At 73.6% G+C, this 17,710-nt stretch carries 17 protein-coding genes; 10 read left to right on the top strand and 7 right to left on the bottom strand.

Annotated features, from left to right (window positions below):
• Window positions 1-19 precede the first annotated feature (19 nt).
• The 3 genes from IE326_RS07865 to IE326_RS07855 form a co-directional block, all read right to left on the bottom strand.
• Window positions 20-493 (bottom strand): succinate dehydrogenase hydrophobic membrane anchor subunit, encoded by a 474-nt coding sequence (locus IE326_RS07865; protein ID WP_150230975.1) that lies wholly within the window; start codon window positions 491-493, stop codon window positions 20-22.
• Window positions 494-501: 8 nt separating this feature from the next.
• The gene (gene sdhC, locus IE326_RS07860; RefSeq protein ID WP_015035721.1) at window positions 502-882 is read right to left on the bottom strand and encodes a succinate dehydrogenase, cytochrome b556 subunit; all 381 of its coding nucleotides are present in this window, start codon (window positions 880-882) and stop codon (window positions 502-504) included.
• Between the two features lie 193 nt (window positions 883-1,075).
• Entirely contained in the window at window positions 1,076-1,507 is a 432-nt protein-coding gene (locus tag IE326_RS07855; protein ID WP_373310225.1) for a 2-oxo-4-hydroxy-4-carboxy-5-ureidoimidazoline decarboxylase, read from the bottom strand.
• Window positions 1,508-1,914: 407 nt separating this feature from the next.
• Here IE326_RS07855 and IE326_RS07850 point away from each other — a divergent pair, with 407 nt between their 5' ends.
• The 3 genes from IE326_RS07850 (at window position 1,915) to IE326_RS07840 (ending at window position 4,893) form a co-directional block, all read left to right on the top strand.
• Window positions 1,915-3,552, top strand: a complete 1,638-nt coding sequence (locus IE326_RS07850) for a beta-N-acetylhexosaminidase (RefSeq protein ID WP_190041155.1) — start codon at window positions 1,915-1,917, stop codon at window positions 3,550-3,552.
• A gap of 114 nt (window positions 3,553-3,666) precedes the next feature.
• A complete protein-coding gene (locus IE326_RS07845; protein WP_190041154.1) occupies window positions 3,667-4,296 on the top strand; it encodes a DUF4328 domain-containing protein in 630 nt (209 codons plus the stop codon).
• Between the two features lie 66 nt (window positions 4,297-4,362).
• Window positions 4,363-4,893 (top strand): hypothetical protein, encoded by a 531-nt coding sequence (locus IE326_RS07840; protein WP_190041153.1) that lies wholly within the window; start codon window positions 4,363-4,365, stop codon window positions 4,891-4,893.
• Window positions 4,894-4,896: 3 nt separating this feature from the next.
• Here the strand turns inward: IE326_RS07840 and IE326_RS07835 are convergent, their stop codons facing one another.
• The gene (locus tag IE326_RS07835) at window positions 4,897-5,640 is read right to left on the bottom strand and encodes a Clp protease N-terminal domain-containing protein (RefSeq protein ID WP_190041152.1); all 744 of its coding nucleotides are present in this window, start codon (window positions 5,638-5,640) and stop codon (window positions 4,897-4,899) included.
• 524 nt (window positions 5,641-6,164) lie between these two features.
• Between IE326_RS07835 and IE326_RS07830 the strand changes: the two genes are divergently transcribed.
• The gene (locus tag IE326_RS07830; protein ID WP_150230986.1) at window positions 6,165-6,878 is read left to right on the top strand and encodes an RNA polymerase sigma factor; all 714 of its coding nucleotides are present in this window, start codon (window positions 6,165-6,167) and stop codon (window positions 6,876-6,878) included.
• The gene (locus IE326_RS07825; RefSeq protein ID WP_190041151.1) at window positions 6,878-8,110 is read left to right on the top strand and encodes a hypothetical protein; all 1,233 of its coding nucleotides are present in this window, start codon (window positions 6,878-6,880) and stop codon (window positions 8,108-8,110) included. Before IE326_RS07830 ends, IE326_RS07825 begins: the two co-directional genes overlap by 1 nt.
• Before the next feature lie 214 nt (window positions 8,111-8,324).
• On the opposite strand, the gene IE326_RS07820 is transcribed toward IE326_RS07825, so the two are convergent.
• Window positions 8,325-9,206, bottom strand: a complete 882-nt coding sequence (locus tag IE326_RS07820; protein ID WP_190041150.1) for a L,D-transpeptidase family protein — start codon at window positions 9,204-9,206, stop codon at window positions 8,325-8,327.
• Window positions 9,207-9,409: 203 nt separating this feature from the next.
• Between IE326_RS07820 and IE326_RS07815 the strand changes: the two genes are divergently transcribed.
• The 3 genes from IE326_RS07815 (at window position 9,410) to IE326_RS07805 (ending at window position 12,573) form a co-directional block, all read left to right on the top strand.
• Window positions 9,410-10,990, top strand: coding sequence for an acyl-CoA mutase large subunit family protein (locus IE326_RS07815; protein WP_150230990.1), 1,581 nt, complete (start codon window positions 9,410-9,412; stop codon window positions 10,988-10,990).
• Between the two features lie 68 nt (window positions 10,991-11,058).
• Window positions 11,059-11,715, top strand: a complete 657-nt coding sequence (leuE, locus tag IE326_RS07810; protein WP_190041149.1) for a leucine efflux protein LeuE — start codon at window positions 11,059-11,061, stop codon at window positions 11,713-11,715.
• A gap of 36 nt (window positions 11,716-11,751) precedes the next feature.
• The gene (locus IE326_RS07805; protein WP_150230994.1) at window positions 11,752-12,573 is read left to right on the top strand and encodes a MerR family transcriptional regulator; all 822 of its coding nucleotides are present in this window, start codon (window positions 11,752-11,754) and stop codon (window positions 12,571-12,573) included.
• A 44-nt stretch (window positions 12,574-12,617) separates the two neighbouring features.
• Here the strand turns inward: IE326_RS07805 and IE326_RS07800 are convergent, their stop codons facing one another.
• Complete coding sequence (locus IE326_RS07800; protein ID WP_190041148.1) at window positions 12,618-13,943, bottom strand: polysialyltransferase family glycosyltransferase; 1,326 nt, start codon at window positions 13,941-13,943, stop codon at window positions 12,618-12,620.
• The gene (locus tag IE326_RS07795; RefSeq protein ID WP_190041147.1) at window positions 13,940-14,971 is read right to left on the bottom strand and encodes a glycosyltransferase family 2 protein; all 1,032 of its coding nucleotides are present in this window, start codon (window positions 14,969-14,971) and stop codon (window positions 13,940-13,942) included. The genes IE326_RS07800 and IE326_RS07795 overlap by 4 nt, the downstream gene beginning before the upstream one ends.
• A 219-nt stretch (window positions 14,972-15,190) precedes the next feature.
• On the opposite strand from IE326_RS07795, the gene IE326_RS07790 reads away from it, so the two are divergent.
• On the top strand, window positions 15,191-16,495 hold the full coding sequence (locus tag IE326_RS07790; RefSeq protein WP_190041146.1) for a DUF6716 putative glycosyltransferase: 1,305 nt from the start codon (window positions 15,191-15,193) through the stop codon (window positions 16,493-16,495).
• Window positions 16,495-17,703 (top strand): acylneuraminate cytidylyltransferase, encoded by a 1,209-nt coding sequence (locus tag IE326_RS07785; protein WP_150231003.1) that lies wholly within the window; start codon window positions 16,495-16,497, stop codon window positions 17,701-17,703. Before IE326_RS07790 ends, IE326_RS07785 begins: the two co-directional genes overlap by 1 nt.
• Window positions 17,704-17,710: the final 7 nt, after the last annotated feature.

Raw genomic sequence — 17,710 nt, 5'->3', positions numbered from 1 at the left:
GGTTACCTCAGCCCCGTGCCTAGCGGATGTTCGGGTCGAAGGTGAAGATCACCAGCGTGCCCAGAAGGATGGTGAACACCGTGGCGGTGTACAGCAGGCCCTTGAGCCACAGGCGCGTGTTGGCACGCTCCGCGTAGTCGTTGATGACAGTACGGAGGCCGTTGCAGCCGTGCAGCATGGCGAGCCACAGCATCAGCAGGTCCCAGACCTGCCAGAACGGGGACGCCCAGCGGCCCGCCACGAAGGCGAAGCCGATCTTGGAGACGCCGCCGTCCAGGAAGAGCTGGATCAGCAGGTGGCCGAGGACGAGGACCACGAGGACGACGCCCGAGAGGCGCATGAAGAGCCATGCGGCCATCTCGAAGTTGCCGCGGGTCGCGCGCGGGGTCCGGCCCGTGCGCTTGCGGGGCGCCTCGATGTAGGGGGCGGGGTTGTCCACGTCGAAGGAAGCGCCCTCGACGGGACCGATCGCGGAAGTGGTGTCAGCGGACATGTCTGGCGTCAGCTCCCGAACAGTTCACGTGCGGCGTGGCCGAGGACGGGGTACAGCGAGCCCGCCATCAGCACGACCCAGATGCCCACGACGGTCCAGAGCATCTGCTTCTGGTAGCGGGGTCCCTTGGACCAGAAGTCCACGGCGATGACCCGGAGGCCGTTCAGCGCGTGGAAGAGGATGGCGGCGACGAGGCCGTACTCGAGGAGAGCGACGATCGGCGTCTTGTAGGTCGCGACGACCTCGTCGTACGCCTCGGGGGAGACACGCACGAGAGCGGTGTCCAGCACGTGTACGAACAGGAAGAAGAAGATGAGGACGCCGGTGACTCGGTGAGCCACCCAGGACCACATTCCTTCCCGGCCGCGGTACAGCGTTCCAGCCGGCACGGAAAAACCCTCCGGGAGCGGGGATCAGGGGCCGGCCGGCTTCTCTGTCGGTCAGACCCGGCCGGGTACGGTCCACCGGCCCCGGTCATCGTAGCGACGACTCGTCGGTTCGCTCGCGCGGGGTCCTCCAGTGTGATCAAACAGGCACGGACGGGCTATCGTCCAGGGCGGAATCGGCCCATTCCGGAGAGAATCACAGGTCCGCACGGGGGAAGGTGAGCCCCCGGGCGAGCGCGAAGGCGAGCCGGGACCGGGCCAGCCGGCGCAGTTCGTCCGCCGCGACGGCCCGCTCCTCGTCCGGTTCGTTGCCGAGACGTGACCGGATGGCGGCCAGGACGGCGTCCAGCCGCTCCCCGGGCCGCACCCCCTCCAGGCTGATGACGAAGGCGTGGCCGAAGCGGCTCTCGTACGCGGCGTGGGCGGCGCGCAGCGCGGTCCTGGCGGCCGGCGGGGCGTCGGGGTGCGGCGGCGCGGGGCACTCGGCGGCCAGCGCCTCGTCGAGGTCGTGCCCGGCCAGGTCGTACCCGGCCTCCTCGGCGGCGGCCAGCAGGGCGTCCGTCGTGGGGTAGGGCCGGTGCGCGGCCATCCGCTCCGCCCAGCGCGGGCTGTGGCAGCAGGAGAGCAGCAGCTCGACGGCCTCGCCGTGGCCCGCCGCGTTGAGCAGCAGCAGGCCGTGCGGGGCCCCGGGGGACTGCGGGACGCCGGAGGACCGGGGGGCGCCGAGGGGCTGCGGGACGCCGGAGGGCTGCGGGACGCCCGGGCGCTGCCGGACGGGTGTGGCCGGTGCGTCCGCCGGGCCCGGCTTGCGGCAGGGGGCGTGCGTGTCGCTGGTCAGCGTGGGCTCCGGGACGGCGGGGACGAAAGGGGTGGGCGTGACGCAACGTTATCGACGGTACGGGGGAAGTGTCCGACGAGTGCGCGAATTTCACCCGGAAGGGAGAGTTTAGGAACATGTGATGGACGTGAAGGTTCCGTTCTCTCTCCGTGCGGACGATTGGCCGGGTTCCCCGAGGTGGGAGAGGATGCCGTGTGATGCGGTACTCCCCACGGGGCCCCCTGCGCGGCCCCGCCCTCCTGGTGGCCGCGGCGGCCCTGACCGTCGTGACGGCCTGTTCGAACGGCTCCCCGTCCGGAGCGGGCTCCCCGTCCGCGGCTCCCACGGCCCCCTCCCGCACGGGCGCGGCGGCCACGACGCCGGCGGCGCCCCCCACCCCCACGCCGAGCCCCACGCCCACCCGGACGTACCCGCTCTCCACCGCGCCCCGCACGGTCCCCGCCGTCCGCTCCCACACCCCCGCCCGCGGCCCCGGCTGGAAGCCCGCCGCGGCCGCCGGGGTGGTCCTCGGCGCGGACAGCGCCGGCCTCGCCGACGAGGCCCGGCTGCTCGCCGGTGAGCTGGGCCTGCGCTACCGGGGCGAGGCCGCCCCCGAGCCCGGCGACGTCGAGCTGTCCCTCGGCGCCGGCGGCGCCCCCGAGTCGTACGCGCTCACCGTCGAGGACGGCCGGGTCCGGATCACCGGCCCCGACGAGGCCGGCGTCTTCTACGGCACCCGCACCCTCAAGCAGTCCGTCAGGTCGGGCGGCAGCATGCCCGAGGGCACCGTCGCCGACCGCCCGGCCAAGCCGCAGCGCGGGCTCAACGTCGACATCGCCCGCAAGCACTTCACGGCCGCCTGGCTGGAGGACCGCATCCGGGAGATGGGCGACCTCAAGCTCAACCAGCTGGGGCTGCACTTCTCCGACGACCAGGGCTTCCGGATCGAGTCGGACTCGCACCCCGAGGTCGTCTCGAAGCAGCACCTCACCAAGGCGGAGATCCGCCGGATCCTCGCCCTCGCCGCGAGCCGGCACGTCACCGTCGTCCCCGAGATCGACTCGCCCGGCCACCTCGGCGCGGTCATCGCCGCCCACCCGGACCTCCAGCTGGTCAGCGCGTCCGGCCGGACCCCGCGCGGCGCCGTGGACGTCTCCGACCCCGACGCCGCCCGGATCGTCGACGACCTGCTGCGCGAGTACGCGGCCCTCTTCCCCGGCGCCTACTGGCACCTGGGCGCCGACGAGTACGTGGCCCTCATGGCGAAGGACCCCGAGGCCAGCTACCCGCAGCTCGCGCGGGCGGCGCGGGAGGCGTACGGGCCCTCCGGCCGGGTCCAGGACCTGGCCACCGCCTGGCTCAACGACCGGGCCGCCACCGTCCGCCCCACCGGCAAGACCCTCAAGGCGTGGAACGACGGCTTCTTCCCCGGCGGGGTGGTGAGCGCGGCGAAGGACATCGAGGTCGAGTACTGGACGGGCAAGGAGTACGGCGCCAGGCCCCCGCTCCCGTACCTCCAGGCGGGCCGCCGGCTGGTCAACCTCAACGACGAGTACCTCTACTACGTGCTCGGCGAGCCCAACGACTTCACCTATCCGACCGGCCGCCGCATCTACGAGCAGTGGACCCCGCTGGTCGTCCGCGGCACCGCCCCCGTCCCGGCCCGCTACGACGCGCAGATCCAGGGCGCCCGCTTCGCCGTCTGGTGCGACTTCTCGAACGCCCAGACCCAGGACCAGGTCGCCGCCGGCATCCGGCTCCCCCTCGCGGCCCTCGCCCAGAAGGTGTGGGACCCCCGCAAACCCGCCCGGACCTGGCCCGAGTTCCGCGCGCTGGCGACGAAGGTACGCGGCTGAGCTGCGGTTTTCCCTGGACGGCGCGGTTCCGTCCGGCATAGGTTCCGGCTCGGCCCCTTGGGGGAGGGGCGCTTTCCGGTCACCTGAATCCGTGTTCCTGGGGGGAACCTCTTCATGCTGCGCAATCCCAACGGCCTGGCGTACGCCGTCATGGCCCTGCTGGGCGTCGACATCGCCTTCGACCTGTTCCTCGGAGTCGTCGACCTGGACACGCTGTCCGACCCGGACGCCTACGGGGCCGCCGACTTCGCCGGGGTGGGACTCGCCGCCGTCTACACGGCGGCGTTCTTCGCCTACGCGGCGACCGCGGTCGTCTTCGTGATCTGGTTCCACCGCCTGCGGCTGAACGCAGAGGTGTGGGCCGGCGACCTCCAGGGCCGCAGGCCCGGCTGGGCCGTCGGCGGCTGGTTCATCCCGTTCGCCTTCTACTGGATCCCGCGCCAGGTCGCCGCCGACATCTGGCGGGCCAGCCGTCCGGATCCGTACGGCCCCGACGGCAGGGGCGAGCTGACGCTGCTCAACGCCTGGTGGACGTTCTGGGTCGTCAGCAACTTCGCCAACCTGGTCTCCGTTCGGCTGGATTCGGATGCCGAGACCACGGGCGAGCTCCTGACCGCCGTCCGGTGGTCCCTCTCCGGATACCTCCTGGAAGCCGTCGCCGGCGTCCTCGCCGTCCTCTTCGTCCGCCGTCTGACCTCTATGCAGCACGCCAAGGCCACTGGCATGATTCCGGCCACCGGGTGACGGGAAAGCGCCTGTCGGCGCAGAAGTGGACGTAGAGCGTCCGCATCGGGTGGCGAGGAGGCGTCCATGACGTCGAGTACGGGCCGGAGTCTGCCGGAACTGATCGGCGGGGCCGACGAACGCGGCCTCGCCGCCGCGGGGCTCGCCTGCCTGGACCGGTGCCTGCCGCTGCTCGCGCCCGACCGCACCGAGGTGCTGCGCCCCGTGTGGGCGGCGGTGGCGCGCGGGGACGGCGGGGCCTGGTCCGAGGCCGTCGCCGGGGCGCGGGTCGAGCTGGACGGCGCGGGCGGCGGGGCCGCCGGCGACGGCGGGGTCGTCACGATGGTCCGCGCGCTGCTCGACGGAGTGCCCGCCGCCTGGGCCGAGGAGCCCCTGCGCACCTGGGCCGAGCGGTGCTCGGCCGTGGCGCTCGCCGTGCACCGCCTGTACGACGTGAACGAGGACGGCCCGCTGCACGCCGGAGAGCTCCGCCGCCAGCTGGCCGTCCTCGACTCGGTCGCCCACGGCCCGACCGGACTGCGCCGGGCCCGTGAGCTCTCCACCGAGGGCGGCCGGGTGCTGCGCGCGGTGGTCTCGCGCCGCGCCCGCACCGCCTGAGGCTCAGCCCTCCGAGGGGGCCTCGATCGTGGCGGAGGCGACCAGCTCGGAGATCTGCCGCTCGGCCGTCTCCTTGTCGAGGCCGAGGCCGCTCAGCACGCCCGTGCCGTCCTCGTGCTCCAGGAGGGCGAGCAGGATGTGCTCGGTGCCGACGTAGTTGTGCCCGAGCCGGAGCGCCTCGCGGAAGGTCAGTTCGAGCACCTTCTTCGACGCGGCGTCGTACGGCACGAGGGCGGGCGCCTCCTCGGCGGCCGGCGCCGGCAGGGTCGGCGCGACCGCCTCGCGCAGCTGCTCGGCGGTGACGCCCCGCGAGGTGATCCACAGGACCGCGAGGCCCTCCGGCTCGGCGAGCAGTCCGAGCAGGAGGTGGCCGGGGGTGATCTCCGTGCTGCGCCCCGCGGCGGCCTCCTTCTGCGAGGCGACGACGACGCTGCGGGCGCGCGGGGTGAAGCGGCTGAACCCGGCGCTCGCGTCCATCTTCTCGGCGTCGGGGTCCTTGGGGACGAAGCGCTTCTGGGCGGCCTGGCGGGTCACGCCCATGCTGCGGCCGATGTCGGTCCAGGAGGCGCCGGAGCGGCGGGCCTGGTCGACGAAGTGGCCGATGAGGTGGTCGGCGACCTCGCCGAGGTAGTCCGCCGCGATGACCGCGCCGGAGAGCTGGTCCAGGGTGTCGGGGTGGACCTTCTTGATCGCTTCGATGAGTTCGTCGAGACGGATGCTGAGGTTCGGAACCGTGGGCTCTGTCATGAGGCAACCCTAGGTTGACGCTCCCCGACTGTCAACGGTCGGTTGACACTCGAAAGGGTGACCCTTCCGGGTGATGTGTGGGATCTGCTGAAAGTGGGATGAAAGGGGCGGACGGCGTCGCGAGGTCCTCGGGAGAACGGGCGGCGAGCGCCGTGCGGACACCGGGAGGACGGGCGGCGAGTGCCCTGAGGACCCCGGGGAGGCGAGTGCTCTGAGAGCCCCGGAAAAGGGAGACGACCGGGGCCGCCACCCCCCACAGGAGAGGCCCCGGTCGTCATCCACGGAGCCGCAGCACGGCTCCGTACTCCCTACAGCGCCGGAGGTGCGGTTTCTGTCACACCGCCCGCGCCCGGACCGAAGGTTGCGAGTTGTACAAGGTGGGCGGACCGCGTGGACGCGACGCCCGGACACGACGTAGCGTGCTGGAGCGCGATGCGGAACCCGGCGGCGACGACCAGCCCCGGCCCCGCGGCCGGCGCGCTGACGCGCGCGCCGGAGCGCCACCGACGAACAGGGTTTGGGGAGTGCTGGGGGACGACGCGGAGCTGACGGCCGCGGTGCTCGCTGCGCAGGACGGGGACGAGGACGCCTTCCGTACTGTGTACCGCGCCGTGCATCCCCGTCTGCTGGGCTACATGCGCACACTCGTCGGGGAGGCCGACGCCGAGGACGTCACCTCGGAGTCCTGGCTCCAGATCGCCCGCGACCTCGACCGCTTCAGCGGCGACGCGGACCGCTTCCGCGGCTGGGCGGCCCGGATCGCCCGCAACCGCGCCCTCGACCACATCCGGATGCGCGGCCGGCGCCCCGCCTCCGCCGGCGACGAGAGCGAACTGGCCGACCGGCCCGCCGACTCGGACACCGAGGGCGAGGCCCTGGAGGCCCTCGGCACCGACAACACCCTCCGCCTGATCTCCCGCCTCCCGAGGGACCAGGCCGAGGCCGTCGTCCTGCGCGTGGTCGTCGGCCTCGACGCCAAGAGCGCCGCCGAGACCCTCGGCAAGCGCTCCGGCGCCGTCCGCACCGCCTCCCACCGCGGCCTGAAGAAGCTCGCCGACCTCCTCGGCGTCGAGATCGCGCCCGGAGCCGGGGCGGGGGAGGAGCCCCAAGGCGGCGTGCCCCCGCAGGACGCCGTGCCTCCCCTGGACGGAGTGCCTCCCCAACGCGGCCGGAACCCGGGGCCCATGGCCCCCGGCGGTGTGACGCATTGGCGTCCGCGTACGCAGAAGGACATGTGATGGCCGACGAGCGGTACCAGTGGCTCGACCCGGAGACCGCGGAGCGGCTGCTCCGAGGTGCCCCGGTCGACCCCGCCGACGCCGGCCCCGCGGCCCGCTCCGGAGCCGCCGCCCTCGCCGAAGCCCTCGACGCGGCCCGCGCCGCCACCACCGCCGCCCCCGGCGTCCCGCTCGCCGGGGAGGAGGCCGCCCTCGCCGCCTTCCGCACCGCCACCGCCGCCCGCGCGGCGGCCGGAGCGCCCTCCGCCGCGGCCCGGGAGTCCGCCGACCTCGGACGGGTCCGGCTCGCTCCCGTGCCCGCCGCGGCCCGGCACTGGAGCCGCTCCCTGCGGTACGGGCTGGCCGCCGCGCTCGCCGCCGTCACCGTCGGCGGGGTCGCCGTCGCCGCCGGTACCGGCGTGCTCCCGCTGGTCGACAAGGAGCCCTCCCGCACGGTCACCGCCGTGGAGACCGCCTCGCCCCCGGACCCCCGCGTGCCCACCACCGGCACCGAGCGGCACGCGCTCCCCTCCGCCAGTGCGGGCCCCGGCCGCCCGGCCGGCGAACCCTCGCCCGGCACCAGCCCCACGGCGGGACCGGACGGCGGGACCCTCCCCTCCGTCCCCGCCCCTCCCACCGCCCCCGGGGAGGGCCGCGGCCGGACCGGAGCCCCGGACGAGGCGCGGAACGAGGCCGGCGGCGACGCCGGGAACAAGGCCAGGGCCTGCCGCGACTACCGCTCCGGCCGCCTCGACGCGGCCGGCCGCAAGCGGCTCTCCCGCGCCCTGCGGGCCGGCGAGACCCTGCGCGCCTACTGCGACGCCCTCCTCGCGCCCGGCACGGAGGACCAGGACGGCTCCACGGGCTCCGGGAACGGGAACGGGAACGGGAACGAGGGCGGGACCGGCAAGGGCGAGGACGACAAGGCCGGGGAGGGCGAGACCGGAGAGGGCAAGGCCGGAGGAGGCAAGGCCGGAGAGGGCAAGGCCGGGGGCGAGCGGGCGGAGGACGAGCAGGCCGGCCGGAAGACCCCCGGCGGGCACCGGAGCGGGGGCGGGGCCGAGGAGGCCGGCGCCGGCAAGGGCGGGGGGAGGACGAAGACCGGGGCCGAGGGGAAGAGCGGCCCGAAGGGCGACGCCCGCCGCCGCGACGACGCCGGGACCCGGGACTCCTGGGCCGCCCCCGCCCCCGGTCCGACCTCCGTCGCCGCCCTCGCGCTCTGCCCGGCACAAGCCCCCGCACCGGGGGCGTGACCACCCCCGCCCTCCGCTGCGCCTCGCCGTCGTGAGAGCCCCCGCACCGGGGGTGTGACACTTTCGGAGCCGTCGGCGCTGTAGGAAGTGAGCCGACTGGTCATCGGCAGCGCAGAGAGCCGGGGTTCCCCCCGTACCTACGGCTCCGCGCACACGGCGCGGGTGGGACACGTTCCCCCGGTCCCACCCGCGCCCCTTCTCCCCGCTCCGTCCCCTACCAGTGGACGACGACCTTGTCGCCGGGCTTCACCTGGTCGAAGAGGGCCGCGAGCTTCGCCCGGTCCCGGACGTTCACACAGCCGTGCGAGGCCCCCGCGTAACCGCGCGCCGCGAAGTCCGCCGAGTAGTGCACGGCCTGGCCGCGGCTGAAGAACATCGAGTACGGCATCGGCGTGTGGTAGATCGTGGAGGTCCACTCACGGGCCTTCCACTCCACCTTGAACTCGCCCTCGCGGGTCGGGGTGTTCTCCGAGCCGAACCGCACGTCGAACGACGAGACGACCTTGCCGTCGATCATCCACGCGAGGGTCCGGCTCTCCTTGCTGATGCAGAGCACCCGGCCTGTCATGCAGCGCGGGTCCGGCGTGTCCAGCTTGTTGGTCGTCGACGGCTTCAGCTCGTCGGCCGTCGGCTCCTTCGTGAGGGAGAGCAGCAGCTCCCACGTCGCCGCGTCGACCGTGCTCGTCACGGGCAGCCCCCGGCGCTCCTGGAAGGCCGCCACCGACTTCCCCGTGATCGACCCGTAGAAGCCGGTGGGCGCCCGGTCGAAGAGGTCCAGCTGGCGCAGCCGCGCCTGGAGTTCGCGGACCTGCTCGTTCTCGTCGCCGTCCTTCATGAGCGCCTTGGCGGAGGACGGGGTCGAGGAGGACGAGGGCGACGAGGGAGCGGCGGAGGAGGACGACGGGGCCGGGGACGAGGGCTTGCCGTCCGAACCGGCCGACGCCGGCGCGCTCGCCGGGCTCTGCGGCGTACTGCCACCGCCACCGCCGCCGGACCCCCCGCCGGACCCGCCCGTCCGGTCCGTGCAGCCGGTGACGACGAGCGCGACGGCCGCCGCGGCGAGAACGGCTCTGCGTATCGCGGACGAACGCTTCATGGTGACCCCCCGAGAAAAGAACTGTGCCCATAGGGATGCTTCCCGCCCCCCGGCGGTTGCGCACCTGGGCGAGCAAGCGCTCATCCTGTGAGGAAGGTCCCAGCGTGCTGCTCTCCACCGGGCCGCACACCCGCCGCTACAGTCCGTCGCGAGGGTCGGCACCGCACAGTGGCGGCAGCAGGTCAACCAGGAGGCACAATCACATGGCGCGCGAGTCGGAGTCGGGACTGCCCATCGAGCCGGTCTACGGACCGGACGCCCTGGCGGGCTGGGACCCCGCGGAGAAGCTCGGCGAGCCGGGCTCGTACCCCTTCACGCGCGGCGTGTACCCGTCGATGTACACCGGCCGTCCGTGGACGATGCGGCAGTACGCCGGCTTCGGCACGGCGGTGGAGTCGAACGCCCGCTACAAGCAGCTGATCGCCAACGGCACGATGGGCCTGTCGGTCGCCTTCGACCTGCCCACCCAGATGGGCCACGACTCCGACGCGGCGATCGCCGGCGGCGAGGTCGGCAAGGTCGGCGTCGCCATCGACTCGGTCGACGACATGCGGGTGCTGTTCGACGGCATCCCGCTGGACAAGGTGTCGACGTCGATGACGATCAACGCCCCCGCCTCCCTCCTCCTGCTGATGTACCAGCTGGTGGGCGAGGAGCAGGGCGTGCCCGCCGACAAGCTGACGGGCACCATCCAGAACGACGTGCTCAAGGAGTACATCGCCCGCGGCACGTACATCTTCCCGCCGAAGCCCTCGCTGCGGCTGATCGCCGACATCTTCAAGTACTGCAACGCCGAGATCCCGAAGTGGAACACGATCTCGATCTCCGGCTACCACATGGCCGAGGCCGGGGCCTCGCCCGCGCAGGAGATCGCGTTCACCCTCGCCGACGGCATCGAGTACGTCCGCACCGCCGTCGCGGCCGGCATGGACGTCGACGACTTCGCCCCCCGGCTCTCCTTCTTCTTCGTGGCCCGCACGACGATCCTGGAGGAGGTGGCGAAGTTCCGCGCCGCCCGCCGGATCTGGGCGCGGGTGATGAAGGAGGAGTTCGGCGCGAAGAACCCCAAGTCGCTGATGCTCCGCTTCCACACCCAGACCGCCGGCGTGCAGCTGACCGCCCAGCAGCCCGAGGTCAACCTCGTCCGCGTCGCCGTCCAGGGACTCGCGGCCGTCCTCGGCGGCACCCAGTCCCTGCACACCAACTCCTTCGACGAGGCCATCGCCCTGCCGACGGACAAGTCCGCCCGCCTCGCCCTGCGGACCCAGCAGGTCCTCGCGTACGAGACCGACGTCACCGCCACCGTCGACCCCTTCGCCGGGTCGTACGTCGTGGAGAAGATGACCGACGACGTCGAGGCCGCCGCCCTGGAGCTGATGGCCAAGGTGGAGGAGCTGGGCGGCGCGGTCAGCGCCATCGAGCACGGCTTCCAGAAGGGCGAGATCGAGCGCTCGGCGTACCGCATCGCGCAGGAGACCGACTCCGGCGAGCGGGTCGTCGTCGGCGTCAACCGCTACACGATCGACGTCGAGGAGCCCTACGAGCCGCTGCGCGTCGACCCGGCCATCGAGGCCCAGCAGGCCGACCGCCTCGCGAAGCTCCGCGCCGAGCGCGACCAGCCGGCCGTCGACGCGGCCCTCGCCGCGCTGAAGAAGGCCGCCGAGGGCACCGACAACGTCCTCTACCCGATGAAGGACGCCCTCAAGGCGCGCGCCACCGTCGGCGAGGTCTGCAACGCGCTGCGCGAGGTCTGGGGCACCTACGTCCCCAGCGATGCCTTCTAGGCCACCGGCCCGTCTCACGTAGACCCAGGTCACAGCGGAGTGTCGCACCCGTGTGCGACACTCCGCCCATGCTGGGTGTCACCGATCTGCCGACCTATCTCGCCGGGCTCGTCCTCATCATCCTCCTCCCGGGGCCGAACTCGCTCTACGTGCTGTCCGTCGCCGCCCGCAAGGGCACCCGGACCGGGTACAAGGCCGCCGCCGGCGTCTTCACCGGCGACACGATCCTGATGACCCTGGCCGCCCTCGGCGCGGCCTCCCTCCTCCAGACCACCCCGCTGCTCTTCACGGTCGTCAAGTACGCGGGCGCCGGCTACCTGGCCTGGATGGCGTACGGGATGCTCCGCGCGGCCCTGGAGACGTGGCGCTCCCGCCGCGAACCCGCCGGCGCGACGGCCGAGGCCGCCGACACCGGCTCCACCGAGCACCCGTACCGCCGGGCCCTCGTCATCAGCCTCTTCAACCCGAAGGCGATCCTCTTCCTGATCTCCTTCTTCGTGCAGTTCGTCGACCCGTCCTACGCCTACCCGGCGCTCTCCTTCCTGGTCCTCGGCACCCTGCTCCAGCTCGGCAGCTTCCTCTACCTGACGACCCTGATCTTCGGCGGCACCCGCCTCGCCGCCGCCTTCCGCCGCCGCAAGCGCCTCTCCGCGGGCGCCACCTCCGCCGCCGGCGCCCTCTTCCTCGGCTTCGCCGTCAAGCTCTCCCTGAGCAGCGCCGCTTGACCCTCACACCGTGTCAGGCCGTTCCGTAGGGGCGTCATGTTCAACATCGGAGACTTCGCCCGGCACGGGCGGGTGTCGGTCCGGATGCTGCGCCATTACGACGCGCTCGGACTGCTGCGCCCGGCCCACGTCGACCCGTACAGCGGGTACCGCTTCTACTCGGCGGACCAGCTCGCGCGGCTCAACCGCGTCATCGCGCTCAAGGACCTCGGCTTCACGCTGGAACAGGTGGGGGCCATCCTCGACGGCGAGATCGGCGCGGAGGAGCTGCGGGGGATGCTGCGGCTGCGCCAGGCCGACCTCGAAGCGGCCCTGGAGGCGGCGAGGGCACGGCTCGCCCAGGTCGGTGCGAGGCTCCGGGCCATCGAGAGCGAGGGACACATGTCCACGCAGGACGTCGTCGTCAAGAAGATCCCGGCCGTCCGGATCGCCGAGCTGAGCGCTTCGGCCGCCGGGTTCGACCCCGAGGACATCACGCCCGTCATCGGGCCGCTGTACGAGGAGCTGTGCGGCCGCCTCGAAGCCGCCGGGGTCACCGGTTTCGGCCCGGGGATCGCGTACTACGAGGACGCCGGGAAGGGCGACGGCTCGATCGTCGTCCACGCCGGCATGACCGTGCCCGAGGGCACCGCGGCCGAAGGGGTGCGCGTGCACGTGCTGCCCGGCATCGAGGAGGCCGCCACCGTCGTCCACCGGGGCTCCATGGACGACGTGCTCGCGACCTCGCAGGCGCTCGCCGCCTGGATCGGCACCAACGGCTGCGTGTCGGCGGGCTACGCCCGCGAGCTGTACCTGGAGTGCCCGGAGGACCCGGCCGGCTGGGTGACGGAGATCCAGGAGCCGATCAGCCGCGTGTGACGGGAGAGGGCGGCCCGGGGTCCCGGGCCGCCCTCGTCCCTTCCCTACTTCTTCAGGGCCTTCCGCAGGCGCAGGGCCCGGCGGGCCAGCCGCCGCACCCTGGGGTGGCGGGGGACCGGCAGGCCGCCCGGCAGGTCGAGGACGGTGAGCCGGCGGCGGGTGAAGTGGTGCCGGGTGCGCTCGGCGTACGGACCGGACAGGTGGCGCACCGCCGCCTCCCGCAGGTCGGTCCTTATCTTCGGCTGCATCGCGAAGCCGACCGCGGCGACCAGGTCGTCGAGGCGGGCGGCGTCCGTCACCGGCTCCTCGTCCTCCGGGCCGGGGACCAGCGGCGGGACGACCGCGTCGACGACCGTCAGCGGGATCCGGTTGCTGTTCTGGAACGGGGTGAGCCGCTCCAGCAGCTCCCGGGTGCCGACCCGGGCGACCGGCAGGCCGTAGAAGGTGCGGGCGGTCATCAGCGCCGTCGAGAAGCAGCCGACGACCAGCGCGGGCCGCAGCTCCCGGTAGAGCACCTCGGCGAGCACCGGGCGGGTCTCCACGGTCAGTTCGGCGCCGAGCCGGGCCGCCTCCGCGGCCAGCGAGGCCGTCCAGGAGTCGGGGGCGGTGGGGTGCGGCTTGAAGACGAGGCGCCGGTGGCCGCGGGCGGCGGCGCCGCGCACCATGCTCAGGTGCAGCTCCTCCTCCTCGGCGGCCGTCATCAGGTTCAGCGCCGCCAGGTACTGGCCGAGCAGCAGGGCCGGCCCCTCCCCGGCCGCCGCGGGCGCGTCGGTGCCGGCCAGCTCCGCGACCGCCTTCGTGAACGCCTCCACCGGCACGGTCTCCGGCTCCGCCCCGAACTCGCCGAGCAGCAGCGGCCGCAGCCCCGGCACCAGGTCGAGGTGGAGCAGCCGGGCGGCCCGGCCGCCGATCAGCGGGTCGATCTTGTTGCGGGTCGGGCCGTAGCTCATCAGGCCGTCCGCGTAGACGGTGATCGCCGCCTCCGGGAGGAGCGTGGCGAGCGCCAGCGCGGGGGTGACCTGGATGGACTCCAGGACCAGCTCGATCCGGTCGTCGCCCAGCCCCCACAGCTTCTGGAGGTGCCGCTGGAGCATCGGCACGTCCTGGCCGCGCGGGGTCCAGCCGCCGGGGTGCAGCGGGGAGATGGTCTCGTTCCACGACACCACCTCGTCGAAGCGGTCGCGGATCCGGGCGAAGCCCTCGGAGGTGTCGAAGGCCGGGGTGGTCTCCGGGACCGGCGCGTTGTTGGTGACGAGCAGGATCCGGCGGTCGGCGCCGTCGAAGCAGCCGCTGTCCATGGCGGCGGCCAGGGTGACCGCGCCGTAGAGGGTGGAGGCGGCGAAGATCTGGGTCGTACGGTTCCCGTTCACGCGGCCGCCTCCGGGGAGGCCGTGCCGGACGCCGGGCCCCGGCCGCCCGGCGGCGCGGGCGGCGGCGGTGCCGGGCGCCGGCGGCGCAGCCTGCGCAGCACCGCGGCCCGGTCGCCGCCCATCGCGGCCAGCGCCCCTTCGAGGACGTCCTGCGGCATCCGGCGCAGCGCGCCCGCGCTCATCGCCTTCAGCTGCCGGGCCACGTCCGGCTCGAACTTCTGGAGGGAGCCGACGTGGTGGGCGATCACCGCGCAATAGGTGCGGACGGCTTTCGGGAGAAAGAGATCGGCGTCCTCGTCGCGGGCGGTCTCCTCGACGACCCGGTCGAAAGCGCGGATGAAATCCAATTGCCGCACATCGCCGATCTGGGTGAGCGAGGTCGCCACTCCGCGCCGGTAGAAGACGCCGAGTTCCCCGATCGCCGCGAAGGATTTCGCCTCGCGGTGCAGCCGCCAGATCCACGGGCGGTCCTCGGCGGTGCGCAGGCCGTGCGGGAAGTGCAGCAGGCCCCGGTCGAGGAGCCGGCGGTGGTAGATCCCGGCCCAGGCGTAGGGGTAGTCGACGGAGGTGGTGCGGTGGGCGGGGAGGATCGCCCCGCGCGGGTCGAGGACCTCGCCCCGGCGCGGCACGGGCACCCGGCGGACCGAGCGGGCGCGGCCGGTGACCGAGGTGTGGTCGGTGCGCAGGAAGTCGCAGCCGAGCCCTTCGGCGGCGGCGACGAGCCGTCCGTAGTAGCCGGGGGAGAGCCAGTCGTCCCCGTCGAGGAAGGTGACGAACTCGCCGCGGGCCGCGTCCAGGCCGGTGTTGCGGGCGGTCGCGAGGCCCTCGTTGCGCTCGTGCCGCAGCAGGACGGCGCCGGGCAGCTCGCGCGCGGCCCGTTCGAGGATCGCGGGGGTGTCGTCGGACGAGCAGTCGTCGACGAGGAGGAACTCGAAGTCGTCGCGGGCGTTCGCGCGCAGACTGGCGAGGGTGTCGGGGGCGTATGTCTGCACGTTGAAGAACGGCACGACGACGGAGAGCTTGACCACGCGGCCGACGCTAGGTGCCGACCCGGCCGCCCCGCCGACCGTCCGGGGGACTTTCGGTGAACACGAAGCGGCGGGCTGATTAACCGCCTTTACCCGAGGGGATTTCGGGCCGTCCAACGGCTGAATCCCGGGCCGCTTCAGTTCACGGAGAGGTGCTGTTCACCGTTTGTTGCTGCCGAGTTGGGCCGCAGACCGGAATGCCCTTCTAGCGTCCTCGACGTGCCAGCAAGTTCCAGTGAAGCGGTACGGGTCGCCGTACTCGCGGATTCCGACACCCGGTGGAAATGGGGTGCGCTCACCGCGCGCCGCATCACCCCGGCGGACGCCCCAGGTTCCGAGAAGGAGCCGACCGGTTTCGTCCTCCGCGGCCGGGCCACCCCCACCGCCCGCCAGCTCGCCGAGACGGGGGCCTCCGAGGCCGCCCCGCGCGAGGTGACCGGCGCGGAGTTCCTGCGCGAGGTGAAGGACGCGGAGGCGCGCGGCGAGCGGTACGACGTCGTCGTCCTCGCCCTCGTGGGCGGCACCGTCCGGGCCGTCCTCCAGGGCCTCGCCGACCTCGGCCTCGCCCGCCGGCCGGTGGTCGTCACCGGCTACGTCGGCGTCGTCTACGAGAAGCTGGCCGACGGACTGCTGCTGCGCCACGGCGCCGACGTCGTCCTCGCCAACTCCCGCCACGACGCGGACCGCTTCCGCGCCGTGTACGAAGGGGTCGGCGCGGGCGCCGAGTCGGTCGTCGAGGCCGCCCTGCCGTTCCTCGGCGGCGCCCCGCACCGCCCCGAGGAGGGCCGCGACACCCTGGTGTTCGCCGCCCAGCCGTCCGTCCCCGTGACCCGCGCCGAGCGGGCGTACGTCCTGGAGCGCCTGGTCCGGCACGCCCGGCTGCACCCGGGGCGCGAGGTCCTCCTCAAGCTCCGCTCCAAGCCCGGCGAGCACACCACGCACCTGGAGGAGCACCCGTACCAGAAGCTGGTGCGGGACCTCGACCCGCCCGCCAACTTCCGCCTGGTGTACGGGCACATGGGCGAGGTCCTGGACCGCACCGACCTGCTGGTCACCGTCTCCTCCACGGCCGCCCTGGAGTCCCTGCACCGCCGGATCCCCACCGCGGTCCTCACCGACTGCGGGGTCCGCGAGGTCAACGGCAACCACCACTTCATCGGCTCCGGCCTGCTCACCTCCTTCGACCGGCTCGACCGGGGCGAGGTCCCCGTGCCGGACGAGGAGTGGCTGGACCGCCAGGGCGTCGCCGCCGGAGGCTCGTACGACTCCGCCTTCGACGCCGCCCGCGACCGGGTCGCGCAGCTCCTCGCGCTGCCCTCGCTGCCCCCGATCAGCCCCTACTACACCGCGGAGACGGCCCCCGGCTACCTGCCCGGGATCCTCGCCCGCCACCGCCTGGACGTCACCGCGCCGCCGGTCCGCGACAGCGGACTGCGCCGGATCGTCCGCGAGGCGGCGCGCGGCGCCTACCGCCACGGCGTGCAGCGCGTGGCCCCCGTCGTCCGACGCCTGGGAGAACTGTGATGCCCGAGAAGCAGCCGAACGCCCCCGTCGTGGTGGCCGTCGTCCCCGCCCGGGGCGGTTCCAAGGGCGTCCCCGCCAAGAACCTCGCCCCGGTCGCCGGGATCCCGCTGGTCGGCCGGGCCGTCCGGGCCTGCCTCGGCGCCGCCGGGGTCACCGACGTCCTCGTCTCCACCGACGACCCGGCCATCGAGGCCGCCGCCCGCTCCTTCGGCGCCGGGGCGGTCCGCCGCCCCGCCGCGATCGCCGGCGACACCGCCACCAGCGAGTCCGCCGTCCTGCACGCCCTCGACGCCTACGAGGCCGACCGGGGCCGCACCGCCGACGTGGTCCTCCTCGTCCAGTGCACCAGCCCCTTCCTCACCTCCCGCGAGATCGCCGACGCCGTCGCCCGGATCACCTCCGGCGCCGCCGACACCGCCTTCACCGCGGCCCCCTCGCACGGCTTCCTGTGGAAGGAGGCCGAGGACGGCGCCACCGGCGTCAACCACGACAAGGCGCACCGCCCGCGCCGCCAGGACCGCGAGCCGGAGTACCTGGAGACCGGCGCCGTCTACGCGATGGACGCGGCCGGCTTCCGCACCCACGGGCACCGCTTCTTCGGCCGCACCGCGCTCGTCGTCACCGACCCGGCCCGCGTCCTGGAGATCGACGACCCGCACGACCTGGCCCGCGCCAAGGCCCTCGCCCCGCTCCTCGACGAGCCGGCCACCCCGACCTTCGCCGACGTCGACGCGGTCGTCCTCGACTTCGACGGCACCCAGACCGACGACCGGGTCCACCTCGACGCGGAGGGCCGCGAGTTCGTCTCCGCCCACCGCGGCGACGGCCTCGGCATCGCGGCCCTGCGCCGCGCCGGACTGCCCGTCCTCATCCTCTCCACCGAGCAGAACCCCGTCGTCGCCGCCCGCGCCCGGAAGCTGAAGATCCCCGTCCTGCACGGGATCGACCGCAAGGACCTGGCGCTCAAGGAGTGGTGCGAGGCCGAGTCCGTCGACCCGGCGCGCGTCCTCTACGCCGGCAACGACGTCAACGACCTCCCCTGCTTCCACCTCGTCGGCTGGCCCGTCGCGGTGGGCAGCGCCCACGACTCCGTCCGGGCCGCGGCCCGCGCGGTCACCGTCACCCCGGGCGGCTTCGGAGCGATCCGCGAGATCGCCGCCTGGCTCCTCGGACCCGAGCTGAACACCCCCACCCCTCTCCCGAACTGAAGGAAGC

The organism is Streptomyces filamentosus (assembly GCF_014654895.1).
GTDB lineage: Bacteria > Actinomycetota > Actinomycetes > Streptomycetales > Streptomycetaceae > Streptomyces > Streptomyces filamentosus.
The sequence above is the reverse complement of the archived record's forward strand: the minus strand, read 5'-3'. Positions and strand labels throughout refer to the sequence as shown.